The 22,078-nt window shown below is 67.8% G+C and carries 16 protein-coding genes; 4 read left to right on the top strand and 12 right to left on the bottom strand.

The genetic code is table 11. The annotated features are described in order from the left end of the window. Window positions 1-15: 15 nt before the first annotated feature. Window positions 16-240 carry a hypothetical protein gene (locus M8A51_RS26705; protein ID WP_407062235.1) on the top strand — a complete coding sequence of 75 codons (225 nt, stop codon included), beginning with the start codon at window positions 16-18 and terminating at the stop codon, window positions 238-240. Between the two features lie 139 nt (window positions 241-379). Here the strand turns inward: M8A51_RS26705 and uvrA are convergent, their stop codons facing one another. Next, on the bottom strand, window positions 380-6,070 hold the full coding sequence (gene uvrA / locus M8A51_RS14255) for an excinuclease ABC subunit UvrA (protein WP_251779139.1): 5,691 nt from the start codon (window positions 6,068-6,070) through the stop codon (window positions 380-382). A 232-nt stretch (window positions 6,071-6,302) separates the two neighbouring features. Between uvrA and M8A51_RS14250 the strand changes: the two genes are divergently transcribed. Further along, window positions 6,303-7,412, top strand: a complete 1,110-nt coding sequence (locus M8A51_RS14250) for an ABC transporter substrate-binding protein (RefSeq protein ID WP_251779138.1) — start codon at window positions 6,303-6,305, stop codon at window positions 7,410-7,412. A gap of 251 nt (window positions 7,413-7,663) precedes the next feature. On the opposite strand, the gene M8A51_RS14245 is transcribed toward M8A51_RS14250, so the two are convergent. The 9 genes from M8A51_RS14245 to M8A51_RS14205 all read right to left on the bottom strand — a co-directional run bounded on the left by M8A51_RS14245 (window position 7,664) and on the right by M8A51_RS14205 (window position 18,224). After that, window positions 7,664-8,506, bottom strand: a complete 843-nt coding sequence (locus tag M8A51_RS14245; RefSeq protein ID WP_251779137.1) for an alpha/beta fold hydrolase — start codon at window positions 8,504-8,506, stop codon at window positions 7,664-7,666. A gap of 14 nt (window positions 8,507-8,520) precedes the next feature. After that, on the bottom strand, window positions 8,521-10,647 hold the full coding sequence (locus M8A51_RS14240) for a D-(-)-3-hydroxybutyrate oligomer hydrolase (protein WP_251779136.1): 2,127 nt from the start codon (window positions 10,645-10,647) through the stop codon (window positions 8,521-8,523). 99 nt (window positions 10,648-10,746) lie between these two features. After that, a complete protein-coding gene (locus tag M8A51_RS14235; RefSeq protein ID WP_251779135.1) occupies window positions 10,747-11,820 on the bottom strand; it encodes a branched-chain amino acid ABC transporter permease in 1,074 nt (357 codons plus the stop codon). 13 nt (window positions 11,821-11,833) lie between these two features. Then, window positions 11,834-12,847, bottom strand: a complete 1,014-nt coding sequence (locus M8A51_RS14230; protein ID WP_251779333.1) for a branched-chain amino acid ABC transporter permease — start codon at window positions 12,845-12,847, stop codon at window positions 11,834-11,836. 56 nt (window positions 12,848-12,903) lie between these two features. Then, window positions 12,904-13,653, bottom strand: coding sequence for an ABC transporter ATP-binding protein (locus tag M8A51_RS14225; RefSeq protein WP_251779134.1), 750 nt, complete (start codon window positions 13,651-13,653; stop codon window positions 12,904-12,906). A gap of 91 nt (window positions 13,654-13,744) precedes the next feature. Continuing rightward, window positions 13,745-14,509, bottom strand: a complete 765-nt coding sequence (locus tag M8A51_RS14220; protein WP_251779133.1) for an ABC transporter ATP-binding protein — start codon at window positions 14,507-14,509, stop codon at window positions 13,745-13,747. A 41-nt stretch (window positions 14,510-14,550) separates the two neighbouring features. After that, on the bottom strand, window positions 14,551-16,035 hold the full coding sequence (locus tag M8A51_RS14215) for an extracellular catalytic domain type 2 short-chain-length polyhydroxyalkanoate depolymerase (protein WP_407062234.1): 1,485 nt from the start codon (window positions 16,033-16,035) through the stop codon (window positions 14,551-14,553). A gap of 124 nt (window positions 16,036-16,159) precedes the next feature. Then, a complete protein-coding gene (locus M8A51_RS14210; RefSeq protein WP_251779132.1) occupies window positions 16,160-17,359 on the bottom strand; it encodes a substrate-binding domain-containing protein in 1,200 nt (399 codons plus the stop codon). 235 nt (window positions 17,360-17,594) lie between these two features. Beyond that, on the bottom strand, window positions 17,595-18,224 hold the full coding sequence (locus M8A51_RS14205; protein WP_251779131.1) for a class I SAM-dependent methyltransferase: 630 nt from the start codon (window positions 18,222-18,224) through the stop codon (window positions 17,595-17,597). Between the two features lie 292 nt (window positions 18,225-18,516). On the opposite strand from M8A51_RS14205, the gene M8A51_RS14200 reads away from it, so the two are divergent. Further along, a complete protein-coding gene (locus tag M8A51_RS14200) occupies window positions 18,517-19,032 on the top strand; it encodes a DUF2231 domain-containing protein (RefSeq protein WP_251779130.1) in 516 nt (171 codons plus the stop codon). 64 nt (window positions 19,033-19,096) lie between these two features. Here the strand turns inward: M8A51_RS14200 and M8A51_RS14195 are convergent, their stop codons facing one another. Beyond that, window positions 19,097-19,849 carry an Atu4866 domain-containing protein gene (locus M8A51_RS14195; protein ID WP_251779129.1) on the bottom strand — a complete coding sequence of 251 codons (753 nt, stop codon included), beginning with the start codon at window positions 19,847-19,849 and terminating at the stop codon, window positions 19,097-19,099. A gap of 101 nt (window positions 19,850-19,950) precedes the next feature. Next, window positions 19,951-20,970, bottom strand: a complete 1,020-nt coding sequence (locus M8A51_RS14190; protein WP_251779128.1) for an aldo/keto reductase — start codon at window positions 20,968-20,970, stop codon at window positions 19,951-19,953. A gap of 193 nt (window positions 20,971-21,163) precedes the next feature. Between M8A51_RS14190 and M8A51_RS14185 the strand changes: the two genes are divergently transcribed. Next, window positions 21,164-22,063 (top strand): AraC family transcriptional regulator, encoded by a 900-nt coding sequence (locus M8A51_RS14185; RefSeq protein ID WP_251779127.1) that lies wholly within the window; start codon window positions 21,164-21,166, stop codon window positions 22,061-22,063. Window positions 22,064-22,078: the final 15 nt, after the last annotated feature.

Raw genomic sequence — 22,078 nt, 5'->3', positions numbered from 1 at the left:
GGACGAGCAGTCGCGATGTTCGAGTCCACCGTCGACCGCCATTCCTTCTTCGAGGATGCGCAGGCCCTGGTCACCGGCACCCTGTTCATCTCGCTCGGCGTGGCGATGTACAACACCGCCGGGCTGGCCTTTCTGCTGCACTACGCCAGCGGTATGAGCTTCGACAAGGCCTGGCGCTGTATCTGCAGGAGACCCGCGGATGGCGGGCCGGCAAGGTGCAGATGGTGGTGGACGGCCTGATCGTCGCGGGGGCGCTTTTTTTTCGTCGCGCCGATGCAAGTGATGTATTCGCTGCTCGGCGTCGTGACGCTGAATCTGATCCTGGCGGTGAACCACCGGCCCGGGCGGTATGTCGCCATGTGAGGCGCCGCCCGGGCACTCATTTTCGACTCAGCACGGGCTTCAACGCCACGCCCGTGTGCGATCCGGCCGCAACCACCCTCTCCGGCGTGCCGGCCACCACCACCTCGCCGCCGCGCACGCCGCCTTCGGGTCCGAGGTCGATCACCCAGTCCGCCTCGGCCACCACGTCGAGGTCGTGCTCGATGACCACCACGCTGTGGCCGCCATCCACCAATCGGTGCAGCACGCGGATCAGCTTTTCCACGTCCGCCATGTGCAGGCCCACCGTGGGCTCATCGAGCACGTACAGCGTGTGCGGCGCCTTCTGCCCGCGGCGCGCGACATCGTCGCGCACTTTGCTCAGCTCGGTCACCAGCTTGATGCGTTGAGCTTCGCCGCCGGACAAGGTCGGTGACGGCTGGCCCAGCGTCAGGTAGCCGAGGCCCACGTCCTTCAGCAACTGCAGCGGATGCGCGATGTTCGGCATCGACGCGAAGAACTCGACCGCCTCGTCGATCTCCATGCTCAGCACGTCGCCGATGCTCTTGCCGCGCCATGTCACGGCCAGCGTCTCGGCGTTGAAACGCTGGCCATGGCACACGTCGCACGGCACCTTCACGTCGGGCAGGAAGCTCATCTCGATGGTGCGCATGCCCTGCCCCTCGCAGGCATGGCAGCGGCCGTCGCCGGTGTTGAACGAGAACCGGGCCGGTGCATACCCGCGCGCCTTGGCCTCCAGCGTCTCGGCGAACAGCTTGCGGATCGTGTCCCAGAAACCGACGTAAGTGGCCGGGCACGAGCGCGGCGTCTTGCCGATCGGCGTCTGGTCGACCTCCAGCACCCGGTCGACGCGTTCCCAGCCTTCGATGCCGCGGCAGCCGCTCCAGGCCGGCAGGCCCTTGCCGCGGTTGGCGACGATGGCCTGCACGTTGGCGAGCAGCACGTCGCGCGCGAGCGTCGACTTGCCCGAGCCGCTGACGCCGGTCACGGCCACCAGCCGGTGCAGCGGCACCTGCACGTCGATGCCGTGCAGGTTGTGCAGCGTCGCGCTGCGCACCGTCAGCATCGGTGCGGCCTTGTCGACCGCGCGTCGCGGCTGCAGCGGGTGCACCAGCGGCTTGGCGAGGAAGCGGCCGGTCAGCGAGTCTTCGTGCACCGCCAGCTCGGCCGCCGAGCCCTGCGCGACCAGCCGGCCGCCGCGCTTGCCGGCGCCGGGGCCGATGTCGATGATGTGGTCTGCGCGCCGGATGGTGTCTTCGTCGTGCTCGACCACCACCAGCGTGTTGCCCTGCGCGCCCAGCTTGTGCAGCGCGTCGAGCAGGATGTGGTTGTCGCGCGGGTGCAGGCCGATGGTCGGTTCGTCGAGCACGTAGCACACGCCTTGCAGGCTGGAGCCGAGCTGTGCGGCCAGACGGATGCGCTGGGCCTCGCCACCGGACAGGGTCGGCGCCGCGCGGTCCAGCGTCAGGTAGCCCAGGCCGACTTCTTCCAGGAACTGCAGGCGGCTGCGGATCTCGGCAATCAGGTCGCGGGCGATGGCGCCTTCGCGGCCGTCGAGCCGCAAGCCTTCGATCCAGCCGCGCGCATCGCCGACCGAGCGCGCCGCGATCTGCGCGATCGATTCACCGCGGAAGCGGATCGCCAGCGACACCGGGTTCAGCCGTGCCCCATGACAGGTGCCGCACGGCTGGTCGGCGACGTCCTCGACGTCGGGCTCGGCGAAGGTCTGCTCGCGGCCTTTGTCGTCATCGCGCTGGGTGTCGTCGAACGCGCGGCGCTGCTCGCGCGTCAGTTGCACGCCGGTGCCGACGCAGTCGACGCACCAGCCGTGCTTGGAGTTGTACGAGAACATGCGCGGGTCCAGCTCGGGGTAGCTGGTGCCGCAGACCGGGCAGGCGCGCTTGGTCGAGAAGACCTTGACGACGCCGATGCCGTCGGTTGGCGTGCCGGCGACCATCGCGGCCTTCAGGCCGTCGAGCGGCGCCAGCAGGTGCATCACGCCCTTGCCGTGCTCCAGCGTCTTCGCCAGCAGCGCGCGCAGCTCGGACTCGTTGGCGGCGCTGACGGTGACGTCGCCGACCGGCAGCTCGATCGTGTGCTCCTTGAAGCGATCGAGCTTGGGCCACGGCGCCACCGGCACGAAGTGGCCGTCGACACGCAGGTGTGTGTGCCCCCTGCCCTTGGCCCATTTGGCCAGGTCGGTGTACAGGCCCTTGCGGTTGACCACCAGCGGTGCCAGCAGGCCCACGTGCTGGCCCTTGTGGTCGCGCAGGATCTGCGCGGCGATCGACTCGGGCGTCTGCGGGCGCACCTCGGCGCCGTCGTGCACGCAGTGCTGGATGCCGAGCTTCACGTACAGCAGGCGCAGGAAGTGGTAGGCCTCGGTGGTGGTCGCCACCGTGCTCTTGCGCCCGCCGCGAGACAAACGCTGCTCGATCGCCACCGTGGGCGGGATGCCGTACACGGCATCGACCTCGGGCCGGCCGGCGGGTTGCACGATGCTGCGCGCATACGCATTCAGCGACTCGAGATAGCGGCGCTGACCTTCGTTGAACAGGATGTCGAATGCCAGCGTCGACTTGCCCGAGCCGGACACGCCGGTCACCACGCTGAACTTGCCGCGCGGGATGTCGACGTTCATCGACTTGAGGTTGTGTTCCTTGGCGTTGACGATGCGGATCAGGTCGTCGGTGAGGCGCCGGGCCTCGTCGCGCCGCGCCTTGGCGACCGACTGCAGCGGGCGACCTTCCTCGACCTTGTGCCCGTCCAGGCCGAGCGCCACCTCGTACTCGCGCAGCGCCTGGCCGGTGTGCGAGGTGGGATGGGCCTTCACGTCTTCCGGCGTGCCGGCGCAGACCAGCTCGCCGCCGGCCTCGCCGCCTTCCGGGCCGAGGTCGACGATCCAGTCCGACGCGCGGATCACGTCGAGGTTGTGCTCGATCACGATCAGCGAATGGCCGGCGTCGAGCAGCTTGCGGAAGGCCCGCATCAGCTTCGCGATGTCGTCGAAGTGCAGGCCGGTGGTCGGCTCGTCGAACAGGAACAGCGAGCCCTTCTTGGCGACCGACTGGCGGCTCGCGGTGGCGCTCTTCGCGGCTTCGGCCAGGAAGCCGGCCAGTTTGAGCCGCTGCGCCTCGCCGCCCGACAGCGTGGGCACCGGTTGGCCCAGCTTCACGTATTCGAGGCCCACGTCGACCAGCGGCTGCAGCACGCGCAGCACCTCGCGGTCGTCCTTGAACAGCTGCGCGGCTTCGCTGACGGTGAGTTCGAGCACGTCGGCCACGCTCAGCACGCGCCAGCCCTCGGGGCCTTCGCGCTCGATGTGCACTTCCAGGATCTCGGGCCGGTAGCGGCGGCCGTCGCAGTCGGGGCAGCGCAGGTAGACGTCGGACAGGAACTGCATCTCGACGTGCTCGAAGCCCGAGCCGCCACAGGTCGGGCACCGGCCGTCACCGGCGTTGAAGCTGAAGGTGCCGGCGGTGTAGCCGCGCTGGCGCGCCAACGATGCCGCAGCGAACAGGGCCCGGATCTCGTCGAACGCGCCGACGTAGCTGGCCGGGTTGGAGCGCGCGGTCTTGCCGATCGGCGACTGATCCACGAACACCGCGTCGGTGACCCAGTCGGCGTTCAGCAGCCGGTCGTGCTCGCCCGGCGTTTCGGTGGCTTTGCCGAAATGGCGCGACAGCGCAGGGAACAGCACGTCCTGCATCAGCGTCGACTTGCCCGAGCCGCTGACACCGGTCACCGTGACCAGGCGCTGCAGCGGGAACTCGACCGTCACCTGCTTCAGGTTGTGCTCACGCACGCCTTCGAGGATCAGCCGCGGCGTGCTGTCGTTGACATGGCGCCGCATGCCGACGCCGATGCGCTTGCGCGCGCCGAGGTAGGCCCCCGTGAGCGTGTCGGCGCCGCGCAGCGCGTCGGGAGTGCCGTCGAACACCACGGAGCCGCCGCGCTCGCCGGGGCCGGGGCCCATGTCGAGCACGCGGTCGGCGGCCAGCATGACCGCCGGGTCATGCTCCACCACCACGAGCGTGTTGCCGGCATCGCGCAACCGCTGCATCGCCTGCACGATGCGGTTCATGTCGCGCGGATGCAGGCCGATGCTCGGCTCGTCCAGCACGAACAGCGTGTTGACCAGCGACGTGCCGAGCGCCGTGGTCAGGTTGATGCGCTGCACCTCGCCGCCGGAGAGCGTGCGGCTCTGCCGGTCCAATGTCAGGTAGCCGAGGCCGACGTCGCACAGGTATTTGAGCCGGGTGCGGATCTCGTCGAGCAGCAGCTTCAGCGCCTCGTCCAGCATCGAACTGGGCAGCGTGAGGTGGTCGAAGAAGCGGCGCAGGCGCTCGATCGACAGCATCATCAGGTCGTGCAGGCTGAGGCCCGGCAGCGCTTCGAGCTGCTCGCGCGACCAGCCGACACCGACCGGCATGAACCTCTTTCCGGGCGGCAGCACCGCATCCGCATTCGCGTGTGCATTCGCGCCGGTCTCGGCCCCCAGCCGCCACAGCAGCGACTCGGTCTTCAGACGGGCGCCGCCACAGGTCTCGCACGGCGTGTAGCTGCGGTACTTCGACAGCAGCACGCGGATGTGCATCTTGTAGGCCTTGCTCTCGAGGTACTCGAAGAAGCGCTTGATGCCGTACCACTGCTTGTTCCAGTTGCCGTTCCAGTGCGGCGACCCGTTGACGACCCAGTCGCGCTGGGCCTGGGACAACTGGTTCCACGCGGTGTCGCGCGGGATGCCGGCCTCGCCGGCGTACTTCAACAGGTCGTCCTGGCATTCCTTCCAGGCCGGTGTCTGCAGCGGCTTGATCACGCCGGAGCGCAGCGTCTTGCGATGGTCCGGCATCACCAGGCCCCAGTCGACGCCGATCACGCGGCCGAAGCCGCGGCACGCTTCGCAGGCGCCGAAGGCCGAGTTGAACGAGAACATCGCCGGCGTCGGCGCGCTGTAGCGCAGGTCGCTGTCGGGGCTGTGCAGGCCGGACGAAAAACGCCACAGGTCGGGCTCGCCTTCGTCCTTCAGCACGTACACGTTGACCCGGCCGCTGCCGCGCTTGAGCGCGAGCTCGATCGCCTCGGCCACCCGCACTTTTTCGGTGCCCTGCAACCGGAAGCGGTCGGCCACCACGTCGAGCACCTTGCGCGGCCCGGTCGGCGTGGCCACCTCGCGCTCGCCCTGCACGCGCGTGAAGCCACTGGCCGACAACCACTGCTCGATCTCCTGTGTCGTGGTGTTCGCCGGCAGCTCGACCGGGAAAGTCACCACCACCCGCGGATCGCCGTCACGGGTGCGCTCCAGCAACTCGGCGTAGATGGATTCCGGGTTGTCCTCGCGCACCGGCCGGGCGGTCTGCCGGTCGAACAGCCGCGCGGCGCGTGCGAACAGCAGCTTCAGGTGGTCGTTCAGCTCGGTCATGGTGCCGACCGTCGAACGCGACGTGCGCACCGGGTTGGTCTGGTCGATGGCGATGGCCGGCGGCACGCCTTCGACGTGATCGACCGCGGGACGGTCCATGCGGTCGAGGAACTGGCGCGCATAGGCACTGAACGTCTCGACGTAGCGGCGCTGCCCTTCCGCATACAAGGTGTCGAACACCAGGCTGGACTTGCCCGAGCCCGACGGCCCGGTCACCACCGTCAGCTCGCCGGTGTGGAAGTCGAGGTCCAGGTTCTTCAGGTTGTGCTGGCGGGCGCCGCGGATGCGGATGACACCGGAGGTCATGGAGGAAGTCTTTCTGAAGGGAGGCGAAGCATTCTAGGGAAGCCTTCCCGCCATCCTCCTGCCGTGGGCGTGATGCCCCTGCGACACACGATTTCTCGTAGATCGGGCCGGGAAACGCGCATCAGTTCACGGCCTGCACTCAGTGATTTCCCGACCGTGTGGTTTTCCACACCACACTGTCTGGCTCAGCACCGAAACTGAACACTCACTGAACGTCTGAAGGACGGAAAACATGAAACAGTTGTTGATGGGCCTCGCCGTGGCGGGGCTGATCGCGTGCGGCCCGGCCGCAGCGCAGATTCGCATCGGTCAGCCTTCAGGCTTCACGGGGCCCGTGGCCTCGGGCGTGAAGGAGAACACCGACGGCGCCCGGCTCTACATCGACGCCATCAATGCACGCGGCGGTGTTCACGGCCAGAAGATCGAGCTGATCTCGGTCGACGACAAGTTCGACCCCAAGCTGACGGCCGAACTGGGCCGCAAACTGATCGAGGAGCAGCAGGTCATCGCGCTGTTCCTGAACCGCGGCACGCCGCACTCGCAGGCCCTGATGCCTGTCATCAAGGAACACAAGGTGCCGCTGGTGGCGCCCAGCACCGGCGCGATGCTGCTGCACGACCCGGTCCACCCCTACATCTTCAACGTGCGGGCAACGTACCAGCGCGAGGCGGAACGGGCCATCCACCATCTGGCGACGATCGGCATCTCCCGCATCGGCATCATGCAGGTCGACGACACCTTCGGGGCCGACGTCGCCACCGGCGCGCTGAAGGGCTTCGCCGGCGGCAAGCTGACGCCGGTGTTCCACCAGAAGTTCGACCGCACCAAGCCCGACATCGCCCAGATCGCCGCCGTGGCGAAGCAGCACGAGCCACAGGCCATCCTGTTCATCGGCTCAGCCGGAGCCGTCTCGGACGGCACGAAGGCGATACGCGGGCAAGGGGTGCGTGCCCAGATCGTCACGGTCTCCAACAACGCATCCGGGGGCTTCATCAAGCAGCTCGGTGAACATGCGCGCGGCACCATCGTCTCGCAGATCTTTCCTTATGAGCGCTCGTTGTCGGCGCCGATCGTGAAGGAAGCTGCCGACTTCGCCAAGGCCAAGGGCGTCGAGGAAGTGACCCCGGCCATGCTCGAGGGCTATGCCGCGGCGAAGGTGCTGGTCGAAGGCCTGCGCCGTGCAGGGCCCAACCCCACCTCGGCGAAACTGATCCAGGGACTGGAGAGCATGCGCAAGGTCGACATCGGCGGGCTGGAGATCAGCTACAGCCCGACCGACCACTCCGGCCTGGACTACGCCGACCTGTCCATCATCGGGCCGAACGGCAAGTTCCGGCGGTGATGAGGCCACCCCTACGGCCTGCGGCCGCCCCTCAAGGGGCGACACCGATGGACCGGCGCAGCCGGATCCGCGGTGTCCGCGCGGATCGCCGGCGGTGCGGCTCCCCTGGGTGCGTCGTTGGCGGCCCTGAAACAACGTCCGCCAGTTCGGTTTGATAGGGCACGTCGAGGCTCGTACTGAACACCGAGGGCCCGGAAGGGCTGTATCAACGACCACCGCTCGGGTGCGGTCTCGCGGCAGCGCTGAGCCGGTCAGTCGGCGGCGGTGAAGAACCGTTCGACCAGGTCGATCTGGTCCGGCACATTGAGGGCCGGCGCATGCCCGCAGCCGGGGATGGTGACCACCACGGCGCGGGGGCCGCGGCGGCGCATCTCGTCGGCGGTCTCGGGCAGCAGCAGGTCGGAGGTTTCGCCGCGCAGGCACAGCACCGGGATGTCGAGACTGTCGTAGGCGTCCCAGAGGTCGTAGTCGTTCGGGTGGTGCGTGAACTGGCCGGCCATGGCCGGGTCGTAGTGTGTCGTCACCAGGCCGTTGGGCAGCCGGCGTGTCGATGTTTCCGTCATGCGGCGCCACTGTGCGTCCGACAGCCAGCCATACGGCTGGTAGACCGTGCGCAGGAACTGCTCCAGCTCGCTGACCCGCTCGAAAGCCGGCGGGTTGCCGGCGTACGTGCGGATGCGGTCCAGCGCCGCGTCGGCGAGCCGGGGACCGTTGTCGTTGAGGATCAGCCGGCGGATGCGCCCACGCAGCGTGGTGGCCGCGGCCAGCGTGCCGATCGCGCCGCCCATCGATGTGCCGAGCCAATGGAAGCGGTCGAGGTCGAGCTGGTCCGCCAATGCGGTCGCAAGCTTCACGTAGAACGACAACCGGTACTCGTTGACCGGGTCCGGGCTCCATTGCGACAGCCCGCGGCCGAGGGTGTCCGGGCAGATCACGCGGTAGCGCGACGCGAGGTGCTCGGCCACCTCGTCCATGTCGCGCCCGGTGCGTGCCAGTCCGTGCCAGGCGATGACCGTCTCGCCGTGCTGCGAACCCCACTCGGTGTAGTGGATCTCGCGGCCGGCACAGCTGACGTAGTTCGACGTGAAGCTCATGGAGCACCTTCCTGCTAATCGGGCACCTGGACGGTAGTGCCGCTCATCGTGATGCGGTCGCCGGCCGCCGGTGCCGCGGAGGGCGGCGGGACGTTCGCCGCCGTGATCGCCGGTGCGGCGCCCGGCGTGCCGCCTCGCGGCGTCGTGCGCACCACCTGGCTGGGCGGCAGCGCCGTACCGTCGCGCAGGTGGGCATAGACCGCGTCGAGCGCGCGATTCAGGTAGACGTGCAGCGGCACGTAGCGCGTGTCGTAGCCGGGCAGCACCGCCGGCAGGCCGATGAAGCCGTCGAAGTGCTGCGCGTTCTCGACTTCCAGATAGCTCAGCCGGCTCGCGTTGCCTTCCACCGTCTTGTTGAGCGCGTAGTACGGACGCGAGGTATGGTTCACCGGCAGCAGCGCGTCGTTGCGGCCATGCACGATCACGGCCGGTTTGCCGCGCAGGTTGCCGTTGCGCCGTGTCTCGTCGAGACCTGCCTGCAGTGCACGCGCTGCCGCGTCGGTGCCGGCAAGCAGGTTGCGCAGGCACAGCGCACCGTCGACGTTCCAGTCCATCGCGCTGGTCGACGGCGAGAACGACAGCAGGTCACGCACCGGGCCGGCCGGGTTCAGGTTGTTGATCAGTTGCACGTTGGGTGCGGCTTGCGGCGGCACGCCATTGCCGGTGGCGAACATCTGTGCCAGCTGGGTTGTGTCCATCGCCGTGACGGCGCCGGCACCGGTAGCCGCCGCGTAGCTGTAGCCGCACAGGTGGTCCTTCACGCTGGCGCGTGCCAAGGCATTGGCGAAGGTGATGCTGACGGCCGGCGCGATCTCGAACGCGATGTGCGAAGCCTGCAGCGCATCGGAGTCTGCCTCCCAACCGTAGTCGCGCAGCTTCTGCAACGCCTCGTCGGCCTGCGCCACGGTGGTGTCGGCGCTCAGCAGCCCCTTGGCCCTCAGCGAGGCGCAGCGGTTGCCGGCGACGAAGCCGAAGCCCGCCGCGTAAGCCGCCTGGAACGGCGTGCCGGCGAGCTGCGTCGACAACGCTGCACAGGGCTGGAACAGGTTGGCGTACGTCGTGAAGTCGATCAACGGCTTGCCGGCCGTCGGTACCACCGCGGCGCCGCGCTGCACCTGGACGCCCGGCGTGGTCGGCAGCTCCACCGCCGGCTCGGCCACCGCGACGCCGTCGATCAGGCCGCGTGTGTCCTGCTCGGCTGCAGCGATCGCGGCCCCGCCGCCGTTGGAGATGCTCGAGGCGATGACCAGCGTGTTGCTCGCCTTGAAACTGCGCTCGCGCCGGCCACGCTCGTCCACCTCACCGTGGCGTTCGTTGATCACGTACAGCGCGAACTCCACCGCCTGCAGCGTGTAACGGCCCCAGTCCTTCTCGGGGTTGCGCTGCGAGTGGGCATGCTTGAAGGCCAACCGGTTTGGCGTGGCGGTGTTGAACGCCGCGAGTTCCGCATCGCTGAGGCCGGCATTGAACGCCGCGTCGTCGCCGGCGTCGGCGGCGCTGGCGCGCGTGCCGTCGATCAGCGGCACGGTGTCGGCCGCCAGGTCGTGCGGCGCGCCGCCCGTGCCCTTGTCGGTGTAGGCAACGGCGCAGCCTCGCTTGAGCCCCCACTCGCCGGTCGAGATGGCGCCATAGATCCCCCGGGAGCCGGACGACGTGGCGGTCACGATGCAGGGATGCTCCGGGTCGAAGCTGGCCGGCAGTTGCACCATCAGCGTGACGTTCTCGCGCCCGGTGCCGTCGTCGCTGTAGGCGATGAACTCGCTGCCGGCGATCCGGCCCTCACCGCCGGTGTCGTTGCCCTGCGCATCGAGGCGGGGACCGTACAGGCTGCCGTAGCCGCCGGCTGCCGTCATGTCGAGCATCGCCCGATAGTTGTTGTAGATGGCGGCACGGCGCAGCTCGGCAGGCGTCGGGCTGGCGGGGTCCGCAGGGTCGGGCAGCACGCCGGCCAGGCCGCTCTGGCCGAGCCCGGCCGTCAACAAGTCGTCGGTCGTACCGTCGTACTCGGTGATGCCGACGTCGCCGACGTACGACGGCTTGGCGTTCAGGCCGTCGCCGTTGCTGCCGCCGCCGCAGCCTGCCGCCAGCACGGCAAGCGCTGCCGCCGTCGATGCGCCAACCAAGCGCAGGGGGTGTTTCATCGTTGTCTCCTGGTCCTCTGGATGGATCTTTGGTGTTGTGTTCCGGGCCCGTCCGCGCTGGCCGCGCCTCTCGTGCCTGTCTTCGATGGGACCTTCGGCTCAGCGCGCCAATGCGAGCGCCTTTTGCCTCAACCGGCCGACGATGCCGCTCGGGAAGTGATAGACACACAGCACGAACAGCACACCCAGCCAGAGCAGCCAGCGGTCGGGGGAGATGAGCTCCGAAGCCACCGGCACGCCCTCGACGGCGCCGGCGCCCAGACGCATCAGGTCCTGCAGGTAGTTCTGGGCCAGCACGAACAGCACGCTGCCGATGACCGCGCCGTAGATCGTTCCCATGCCGCCGATCACGACGATCAGCAGGATGTCGAGCATGATCTCGAAGGACAGCGAGGTGTCCGGTCCGTTGTATCGCAGCCAGACCGCCAGCAGGCAGCCGGCCAGCGTGGCGAACAGCGCCGACAGCACGTTGGACAGCGTGCGGTAGACCACCGTGCGGTAGCCGATCGCCTCGGCCCTGAAGTCGTTCTCGCGGATGGCCTGCAGCACGCGCCCGAACGGCGAGTTGACGATGCGCAGCATCAGCAGCACCAGCACCAACGCCACCACGAACAGCAGGTAGTAGCTGATGAGGCGGCCGTCGATCAGCACGCCGAAGAATTCGTTCTCGAACGGCTCGAAGCTCGGGCTCAGCCATTCCGGCACGCGGAACGTGAGGCCGTCTTCGCCGCCGGTGAACTCCGACAGCTGCGACGCCAGCGTCTGGAAGGCCGACGCCACGGCCAGCGTGATCATCGCGTAGAAGATCGCCTTGACCCGCAGGCTGAACAGCCCGATGACGAAGGACAGCACCAGCGACAGCAGCAGCGCGAGCACGACGCCGACGGCCAGCGCGGCCCAGCCCTCGCCCATGCGGGTCGATGCGACGGCGACGCCGTAGGCCCCGATGCCGAAGAACATCGTGTGCGCGAAGCTGACGATGCCGGTGTAGCCCAGCAGCAAGTCGTAGCTGGCCACCAGCACGACGAAGATCAGGATCTTCGCCGCGACGTTGAGCGACTTGCTGCCCGGGAAGATGAAGGGCACCAGCAGCAGGCAGGCGACGATGAGCACCAGCGCCACCGCCAGCGCACGGCTCTTGGGCAGGTCGTGCGAGAGCAGACGTTTCAGCATGGCATGCACCTCTTCAGCGACTGGTCACGGGGTACAGGCCCTGCGGGCGCCACAGCAGGATGGCGACCATCAACCCGATGTTGGAGAACAGCGCGACCTTGGGCGCCAGGAAGCCGGTGTAGTTGGCCATCAGCCCGACCAGCAGCGCGCCGACGAAGCAGCCCAGCGTCGAGCCCAGCCCGCCGATGATGATCACGATGAACAGCAGCACGTTGACCTGCGTGCCCATCTGGGGGATGACCATCTGCTGGTACAGGCCCCACAGCACGCCGCCCAGGCCCGCGAGGCCGGAGCCGACGACAAACACGCCGATGAACAGCCGCTTGATGCGGTAGCCCAGGCTCTCGACCATCTCTCGGTCCTGCACGCCGGCGCGGATCAGCAGGCCGATCTTGGTGCGGTTGAGCACGAACAGCATCGCCGCCAGCACCGCTGCGCCGATCACGACGGCCAGCACGCGGTACTTCTCGATGGCTGCGTCGGCGATGAAGAAAGAGCCGCGCAGCGCCTCCGGCAGCGGCAGCGGAATCTGCTGAGGCCCCCAGATCACCTTGATGATCTCTTCGCCGATGATCATGCCGCCCATCGTGATGAGAATCTGCTTCAGGTGCTGGCCGTAGACCGGCCGCACGACCACACGCTCGAACGCATAGCCGACCGCACCGGCCATCGCCATCGCAACCAGCATGGCCGAGAACACCGCGACGAGGTTGCGCGAGATCGAGGCCGTGGCCGTCCAGTCGCCCATCAGCCCGAACACGCTGGTGGCGACGAAGGCGCCGAGCGCGATGAACACGCCGTGGCCGAAATTGAGCACGTCCATCAGGCCGAACACCAGGGTCAGGCCCGACGCGATGATGAAGACAATCATGCCCATCGCCAGGCCCGCCATGGTCAGCGTCAGCCAGGTCGGCACCGAGCCGATCATCGGCAACGCCAGCGCGACGAGCCCGAGCACCAGCAGCAGCGGGACGACGTCGAACTTGGCACGCGGCACCTGGGCCGGCGTGGGCGCCGGCGGCGGCATGCCGGCGGCGGGCTCGGAAACGGCGGCAGTGGTCATGGGCCTACCCTCTTTCTTGCTCATTGATGCGCGGCGAGCGACAAGCCCAGCAGCCGCTGCTGCAGGTCCTCGTCCGCTGCCAGCTCGTCCATGCGGCCCCGGTGCACCACGCGGCCGTCGTCCATCACCGCCACCGAGTCGCCCAGCGCGCGGGCCATCGCGAAGTTCTGCTCCACCAGCAGGATGGTGGTCTGCGTGGTCTTCAGCTCGCGCAGGGCGCTGATGAGGTTCTGGATGATCGCGGGGGCCAGGCCCTTGCTCGGCTCGTCGATCAGCAGCAGCCGGCGCGGCTCGACGATGGCCCGCGCCACGGACAGCATCTGCTTCTGCCCGCCCGACAGCTTGCCGGCCGGGTAGAGCCAGAACTTCTTCAGCGCCGGAAACAGCCCGAAGATCCATTCGAGGCGTTGCGTGTCGAGGTCGTCGGCGGTGCGGGCACCGCGGGCGGCCAGCAGCAGGTTCTCCTTGACCGACAGGTCGGAGAAGATGCCCATGCTCTCGGGAACGTAGGCGATGCCCTTCTGCGCAATCTCGGGCGTGGCCAGGCGCCTGCCTTCACCGCCGATGGGCTGGCCATCGAAAGTGATGTGGCCCTGCGTGGCCTGCCACAAGCCCATGACGGTGCGCAGCGTGGTGGTCTTGCCGGCGCCGTTGCGGCCGAGGAGCATCGTCACCTCGCCCTGGGGGACGGTGAAGTCGACGCCATGGAGGATGTGATAGGCGCCGATGTGCGTGTGGACGCCTCGCAGTTCGAGAACAGGTGTGCTCATGGGGCACCTTCGGAAAGTTGCGTTTGCATGTGCGTGCGCCGCCACCCCTGCACGGCGATGCGGGCCCCGCCCTTCGCGTGAAGCACAATCGTCATGCCTCCTCCACTGCGGCCGTGCCCATGTAGGCGCTCTGCACCACCGGCAACCCCATCACCACGGAGGGTTCGCCGTCGGCCAGCAACTGCCCGTTGTGCAGGACGATGATCCGATCCGCCAGCTCGCGCACCACGTCCATCTTGTGCTCGACCAGCAGGATGGTCTTGTCGCGCCGCTGCTTCAGCTCGCGGATCAGGTCCAGCACCACCGGCACTTCGTCGACGCTCATCCCTGCCGTGGGCTCGTCGAACATGTAGACCTTCGGGTCGAGCGCCATCATCAGCGCCACCTCCAGCTTGCGCTGGTCGCCGTGCGGCAGGCTGGACGCCGGCGCCTGCGCCTTGTCGCCCAGGTGCACGGCCTCCAGCACCGCGTGCGCTTCCTCGATCCATCGCTTGTGGTCCAGCCACACGCTGAACAGCTGCAGGGCGCCTCCGTGGCGCGCCTGCACCGCCAGGCGCACGTTCTCGAGCACGGAAAGATTCGGGAACAGCTGGGTCAGCTGGAACGCTCGCCCGAGCCCGCGTCGGGTGCGCAACGGCGCAGGCAAGCCGGTGACGTCTTCCCCCTCGAGGCGCACGCTGCCGCTTGTCGCCTTGAGCTGCCCCGAAATGAGGTTGAAGTACGTGGTCTTGCCTGCGCCGTTGGGCCCGACGATGGCCGTCAGCGTGCCGGCAGAAAAGGCACAGCTGACGCGGTCCACGGCCACGTGCCCGCCGAAGCGGATCGTGAGGTCCAGGGTTTCAAGCACAGGGGGCATCGCTGTTCACCGCATCTTTCTCGAGGAGGCCGGCGACGACGTCACGGGCAGGTGCCGATGACGTAGTGGTTCGGCCCCGTCTGTTTCAAGGTCGTCGTCACGAAGACGTTCCACAGGCCCATGTTCTGGTGGGACCCGTTCGCATGGGCATATCCGCCGCTCTGGTACGCGCGGCCTGCAGTGGTGTGGGCGTAGTTGCTCGACGTGTGACAGGTCGCGGTGGGCGGCGGCGAGCCGGTCGTGGTGCCGGTGGCCGGCGATGACGGTGGGCTCTCGGCGCCGTTGCCGTCGACGCTGCGCACGGTCCAGCTGTACGTCGTGCCGGCCGCGAGTCCGGTGTCGGTATAGCTCGTGCCGGCCACCAGCTGCGCATTCACCTTGCTGCCGCCGCGGTAGACGTTGTAGCCCGCGGCACCCTGCACGCCGGCCCAGCTGACGACCATGCTGCTGCTCGTGGCACCCGAAGTGCTGACGCCGGTCGGCGGCGGCAGCGACGCACCCGGCGCGCCGCCGGCAACGTGGTCCACCATCGCCTTGATCGCGGTGATCTGGCTGCCGGCCTTCTGCGCGAAGTTGCCGCCGTACCAGCCCACCCAGTCCCAGCATGCATTGGGGTTGGGCAGCGAGCCGCTGGCAGCGGTGCTGCGGTTGGTGCTGTCGACCTTGGCCTGCGGGAACAGCACGATGATGCTGTTGGTGTCGGCCCAGCGGGTGTAGCCGGTGTTCCTGACGAAGCGGTCGCCGATGTGCGTGAGGCTTTGCGCGCAGCCATGCAATGCCACGTGAAGCCTGCATTGCGCGCCCGCGGCACAGTTGGCCGGCACGTAGACCCAGCCGGTCGACGCCATGCCGGGGTTGCTGGTGAAGGCGCCCTGGTTGAACTGCAGGTAGTTGCCCGCCGCCGGTGCGTTGTTGCGCGCGTTGAGCGTGCCGTAGATTTTCGTCAGCACGGCCTTGGCGCCGTCGTAGCCGCAGTTGCTGATGTACGGCGACGCGGTGCTGCCGCACGCGTTGTTGCCGCTGCTGTCGAAGTCGGTCGGGAAGGTGTGTGCGGTGCCGCTGCGCTTGACGTATTCGAGGTTGCCGGCGGGCACGCCGTTGTTCGCGTATTGCGCGTTCAGCGCGTCCATCGGGTTGGGCCCGACGGTGTAGTCGCTGGTGCCGACGAACAGGAAGATCTTCTGGGCAGCCACGTTGGCCTTCGCGTCGATCGAGCTGCCGCTCCAGTTGTTGATGTTGGCCTGCATGCCGCTTTGCATGCTGCTGCTGACCGGCGCGTTGTACATGCACGACGTGTAGTTGCTCTGTCGCGCGCAGGTGTAGGGCCCGCCGGCGAACACGCCGACGCCCATGAAGGTGGACGAATGCGCCCAGCCGAGCTGGTTGGCCATGAAGCCGCCTGCCGACAAGCCCGACACGCTGATCCGGCTCTTGTCGACATTGAGCTGGGGGAGCGCCTGGGCCTGCGCGGAGCAGGCCGCCATCAGGGCCGCCGCGGCAGCCACGCGTCGCATCGTATGCATCATCGATCTGTCTCCTCTTTTGGTGGTGAAGGGAAAAAGCGACCCTCGCCCCCATGTGCCCGGGGGTTGCTCGATGTGAAGAGGAAGGGGCTGCGGAGCCTGTCTCGTGCGTCGCAGCCCGGACGGATCAGCGCTTGTTGCGGATCGGCACCTGCATCTCGATGGGGCGGATCTCGCGCACCAGCTCAGGCACGCCCCAGGCGAAGGCCGGGTCGTTCTTGATCTTGAAGTGGTACATCGACTGCATGGCCTGGTGGTCCTCGGCGCGGAAAGTCATCTCGCCCTTCGGCGTCTGGAAGCGCATGCCCTCCATCGTCTTGATGAGCTTGTTGGTGCCGGTGTCGCCGTTGGTCTTCGTAAGGGCTTCGACCACGGCCATGCCCGCCGCCATGCCGCCGGCGGTGAAGAAGTCCGGCGGCGTCTGGAACTTCTTGTAGTGGTTGGCCACCAGCCACTCGTTGACCGGGTTCTTCGGGATGCCGAAGTAGTAGTAGGTCGCGCCTTCCATGCCGGGGAACTGCTTGTAGTTCACCATCGCCGGCAGGATGTTGCCGCCGGTGGCGATCTCGATGCCGTAGCGCTTGGGGTCGAGGTCGGCGATCTTGAACGGGTTGCCGGCACCGGCCCAGATGATGAAGATGACCTTGCGCCCAGGCTGGTCCTTCAGCGCGTCGAACAGCCGTTGCGCGCCGGCGGTGAAGTCGGTCGTGTTGGTCGGCAGGTATTCCTCGTGCACCAGCTTGGCCTTGCGCAGGGCCCCCTTGAACGCGGCCACGCCGTCGCGCCCGAAGGCGTAGTCCTGCGCCAGCGTGGCGACCACGGTGCCTTCCTTGTCGAGCGCCACTGCGTTCGAGATCGCATCCTGCGAGCTGTTGCGGCCGGTGCGGAAGATGTATTTGTTCCACTTGTCGCCGGTGATGGAGTCGGCCACGGCCGGCTCGACCAGCAGGATCTTCTTGTATTCCTCGGCCACCGGCAGCATCGCCAGCGCAACGCCGGACGAGGTCGGACCCACCGCCAGATCGACCTTGTCGTCGCCATACGCAGCGGCGAGCAGCGACTTGCCCACGTCGGGCTTGCCCTGGTCGTCGCGCTCCAGAACCACCAGCTTCTTGCCGGCGACCGTCATCGTGCCCTGCGTCGCGTATTCGAGGCCCATCATGAAACCGGTGGCGGTCTGCTTGCCATACGCTTCGAGCGGGCCGGTCTTGCTGTAGATGTGAGCGATGCGGATCTCATTGCCCTGCGCAGTGGCGAGACCGGCGGCAGCAGCAAGAGCGGTGGCGGCGAGCCCGAGTACGGCTCGGCGTGCAAAAAGGGCGGTCATGGTGTCTCCTTGTCCTGGGCGGCTGAATCGCCGTGGTGCGACCGCCCCTCTCGGCGGCCGCACCCCGGGAATGCAAGACCGGGACCACCACAGGGCCCAAACCGCAAGCATTTGAAATCAAACGGTTTTCTGAACCGGACACGGGTTAACCCGCACGTCTCGGAAACGAGCGGGTGTCCGGAAAGTTTTCAGCGTTTTCCCGCGCCATGTGTCCTGAATACGGACACATGCCCAGTCATTGGACAGTGCGCTTGCTGCCTTCGACGATCACCGCATGGTGGGTGCGGTTCTCGAGCTCGACCTGCTCGAGCCCGTCGATCCCACTGTCGAAGGGCTGCCGCGGCGCGGCGTCGAAGCCGATCTCGCCGAGGATCTCGACCAGCCGCCCGGTGTCGTACATGCACTTGTGCGGGAATTGCACGAAGGGCGCCAGCTTGCGCTTGAGCGGGCTGCCGCCGGGAATGTAGAGCACGCCGAGCTGCTCGACGAAGTCGTCGGCCTTCACCCGGCCCTCCAGATAATCGTTGACCGCCTCGCGCAAGTCGGGCACGACGATACGCACCAAGCCGCCTGCGCGCAGTACGCGATGGCACTCGCGCAGGAAGCGCCGGCCGTCTTCACGCGACAGGTGCTCCAGCGTGTGCGAGCTGTAGATGGCGTCGGCGCTGTCGGACGGCCACGGGAAGGGCTTGGTCAGGTCGTGCAGGTAGATCCGGTCGTCCCAGTCGAACTTGAACATTTTCAGTCGACTGTTCAGCGGCCTGAACAACGGCAGCTTCGCCATGCGCGCACCGAGCGCGTAGTCGACGTTGACCCACCCGTCGCCGAGCTGCGAGCCGCAGCCGAGGTTCAGCACCAATCCCATTGCACGCTCCTTCGGCGCGAAGCGCCGCTTGTTGCACGAAAGATTCACTCGAATCCAAGGCGAGGGGTGGACGTGCCCAGACTGCCGGCCTTCCCGCCGATCGCGCTCACGTTCGAACCTGCACTGCTGCCGCGCAGCTTATGGGGGGCCAGACGGCGCGTCCATTGCACACCCCCTTCAACTGAGGGAGATCGCGCGCAGCCGGAAGGTTCGTCGATTGCTCCGTTTCGGGGGCGACCGGCGCCTGGTCCCCCTTGGACGGCCGGCTGCACTCGACACAAGGAGATTCAAAATGGAAAGCCGTGCCAAGCTGCTGGGCCACCCGGCCCACCAGATGCTGATCGTGTTCCCGCTGGGCCTGCTGGCGACCGCCGTGATCTTCGACGTGGTCTTCCTCGCTTCCGGCATGCCGGAGATGTCGATCGTCGCCTATTGGCTCATCGCGGCCGGCTTGATCGGCGCGCTGGTGGCCGCGCCGTTCGGCACGATCGACTGGACCAACATTCCGCCCGGCACGCGGGCCAAGCGCATCGGCGCGATGCACGGTGTCGGCAATGTCATCGTGTCGCTGCTGTTCCTGGCGAGCTGGATGCTGCGCCCCGATCCGCCGGCTGAGCCGGGCGCGCTGGCGCTGGTGCTGTCGTTCGCCGGCGCTGGCTTGGCGATGGTGACCGGCTGGCTCGGCGGCGAGCTGGTGGACCGGCTGGGCGTGGGCGTGCACGAGGGAGCGAACCTCGACGCGCCCAACTCGTTGCTCGAACCTGAAGTGCGCCCCGACACGCGCCGCCCGGTGCGCGCGCCGCGCTGATCCGGCGTGTCGACCAGGAGCCGCAGCGCCTGCGTCGGCACTGCGGCGCCCGTCGCCCCTGGGATCAACGGCGGCGGAAGATCATCCCCCCGTGGTGGAGCGTGTTCTGGTCGACGAACACCCCGTCGGCCGTGAAGCCGGTGTCGTCCCAGTACTCGACGCGATTTCCCTGCACTTCATAGCGGCCTTGGTAGGCACTCTGCCGGCTGCCGCGTGCCTCGTCGTACCGGCCGTTGGGCAGCAGCTCGTGTCGGATCTGGCCGTCGTCGGTCACCCACATGCCGGTGTAAGGGTGGGGGTTCATCTGTGCATCTCCGCGGGTGGGGGCTGGCACGCGCCGGATGACGTCGTCGTACGGTGCCAGGTCGAGAAAAGCGATCACCTCCGTCGCACGCAGGTTGTTCATCCTGAAAATCCACACGTAACTGTTGCGATAAGGCATGCCATCGGCCGCGACCCCGGCGCCGTCCCAATGCACGATGACGTCGCTGCCCTCGGCCCACAGGTCTCTGACGGTGGGGCGTATGGGGGTGGACAGGCGTGACGCGAAGGGCACCACCGCGCGTTTCATGAAGTCATCGAAACCTTGGTAGGTGCCGGCGGCGGGGCTGGTGCCTTTGACGGTCCAGCGCACGTCGGGCGCGAGCACGTCCCGGAAGAACGTCGTTCCTCCGGCCGCCCACTTCTCGAAGGCCTGCCGGATGAACTGCCGGTTGCGCTCGGTGGGCGCATCACCGGCCCGCGCCAGCGCCTGGCCGCTCATGGGCGTGGCGAGCGCCAGGGGTGCCGCAGCAATGAAATGTCGTCGCAAGGTCATGTTGTCTCTCCGGTTCAATGGCGCGGCAGGAGAACCTGCGGCGCCGGAGTGGATGAGGTCGGCGCGGTGTGGCACGTGTGCCGTCATCGCGGCCGTGCGGCTCACACGCGCCGCTGCACCTGGGCTCCGCCAAAGATCAGCGTCTGCACCATCGGGCGCGACACGAAGCGGGCCGGGAAGATCGGCGCCGGCGCGCTGGCATCGTTCAAGCGGACCACGTGTTCGTCGGCGAGCTGGATGTCGAGGGCGCCCAGGTTGTCCTGCACCTGCGCCAACGTGCGTGCGCCGATGACGGGCGCGGCAACCGCGGGGTTCAACAGCGTCCATGCCAGCGCCACCTGCGAAGGCGTGGCGCCGATCGCGCGAGCCACGTCGCCGACGACGCCGGCGATCTCCAGCGATTGCTCGGTCATGTGCCCCGACGACGCGATGACGCCTTTGCGCGTGGACGACACGCCGGCCTCGCTGGCCTGCCGCAGGTCATCACGGCTGTACTTGCCGGTCAGGATGCCGCCGGCCAGCGGCGACCACGGCATCACGCCCAGGCCCATCTCGCGGGCCATCGGCATCAGCTCGTGCTCGACGCTGCGCTCGACCAGGCTGTATTCGATCTGCAGTGCCACCAGCGGCGACCATCCGCGCAGCTCGGCGAGGGTCTGCAGTTGCGCCACCTTCCAGGCCGGCGTGTTGCAGATGCCGAGGTACAGCACCTTGCCGGAGCGCACGAGGTCGTCCAGCGCGCGCATCACCTCGTCGGCCGAGGTCGTGAAGTCCCACGCATGCACGTGCAGCAGCTCGATGCGGTCGGTGCCGAGCTGCTTCAGGCTCGCCTCCACCGAACGCACCAGGTTCATCCGGTGGTTGCCGCCGGAGTTGGGGTCGCCCGGGTCGCGCGACATCGTGAACTTGGTGGAGATGACCACCCGGTCGCGCTTGCCCTTGAGCAACTGACCGAGGATGCGCTCGGAGGCGCCGTTGGTGTAGTTGATGGCCGTGTCGATGATGTTGCCGCCGCGGTCGACGTAGGCATCGAAGATGCGGCGCGCCTCGGCATCGTCGGCACCCCAGCCCCAGTCAGAGCCGAAGGTCATCGTGCCCAGGGCGAGCGGCGAAACGCGCATGCCTGATCGTCCAAGCAACCTGTATTGATCGAGTGAAGAAGGGAATGGCATCATGAGTTCCTGACGAAGTTGATCTGCAGGAGAAAGTTTGTCCCCACCTCCGCAGATCGCTGTAGAAGCATCGTCCGGAGTTCTTGCACGATCATCCCGGCGAGTGGCCGCAGCGCTGCTCACCTGTCTTTTCGGAGCCCTGATGGAATCACTCGAACGACTCGCCGGCCTGCTGCGTCGCCACGCCACGGTCGAGGGCCTGCAACGCACCGCGATCCCGGGCGTCAGCGTGGTGCGCTCGGGCGCGCTCACGATGCCGATGCCGGTGGTGTACGAGCCCACGCTGTGCCTCATCGCGCAAGGCCGCAAGCAGGTGATGCTCGGCACCACGGCGTACGTCTATCACCCCGCGAAGTACCTGATCGCTTCGGTGGACCTGCCGGTGACGGGATCAGTCATCGAAGCGAGCGAAGAGGCCCCCTACCTGAGCCTGGTGCTCGACCTGGACATGGCCGAGCTGAGCGACCTCGCATTGAGGCATCCGCTGGCTGACGAAGCCGATGCCGCGCCGTCCTCCGGCATCGTGCTCAACGACACCACGCCCGCACTGCTGGATGCCGCGGTGCGGCTCGTCGGGCTGCTCGACACGCCCGACGACATCGAGGCCCTGTCGCCGCTGGTGGTGCGCGAGATCCTCTACCGGCTGCTGACCTGCCCCGGCAACGGCCTGGTGCGGCAGATGGCGAAGGCGAACAGCCGACTGAACCAGATCGCCCGGGCCATCGCCTGGCTGCGCGAGCACTACAACGAGCCCTTCCGCATCGACGACCTGGCCGACATCGCCGGGATGGGGCGCTCCACGTTCCATGCCCATTTCAAGGCCGTCACGTCGATGAGCCCGCTGGAATTTCGCACCCAGCTGAGGCTGCAGGAGGCGCGCCGCCTGATGGTGGCCGAAGCGATGGATGCGGCGGGCGCGGGCTACCGCGTGGGTTATGAAAGCCCTTCGCAGTTCAGCCGCGACTACGCGCGCATGTTCGGCATGCCGCCGGCCAAGGATGCGGGTCGCCTGCGCGGCTCGGCCGAGACGGCCGCACGATGATCCGGCGGCCCGCTG

Origin of the sequence: Caldimonas mangrovi, assembly GCF_023721835.1 — a bacterium.
In the GTDB taxonomy this organism is placed as follows: Bacteria; Pseudomonadota; Gammaproteobacteria; order Burkholderiales; family Burkholderiaceae_C; genus Caldimonas; species Caldimonas mangrovi.
This window is presented reverse-complemented; position numbering and strand designations above follow the sequence as displayed.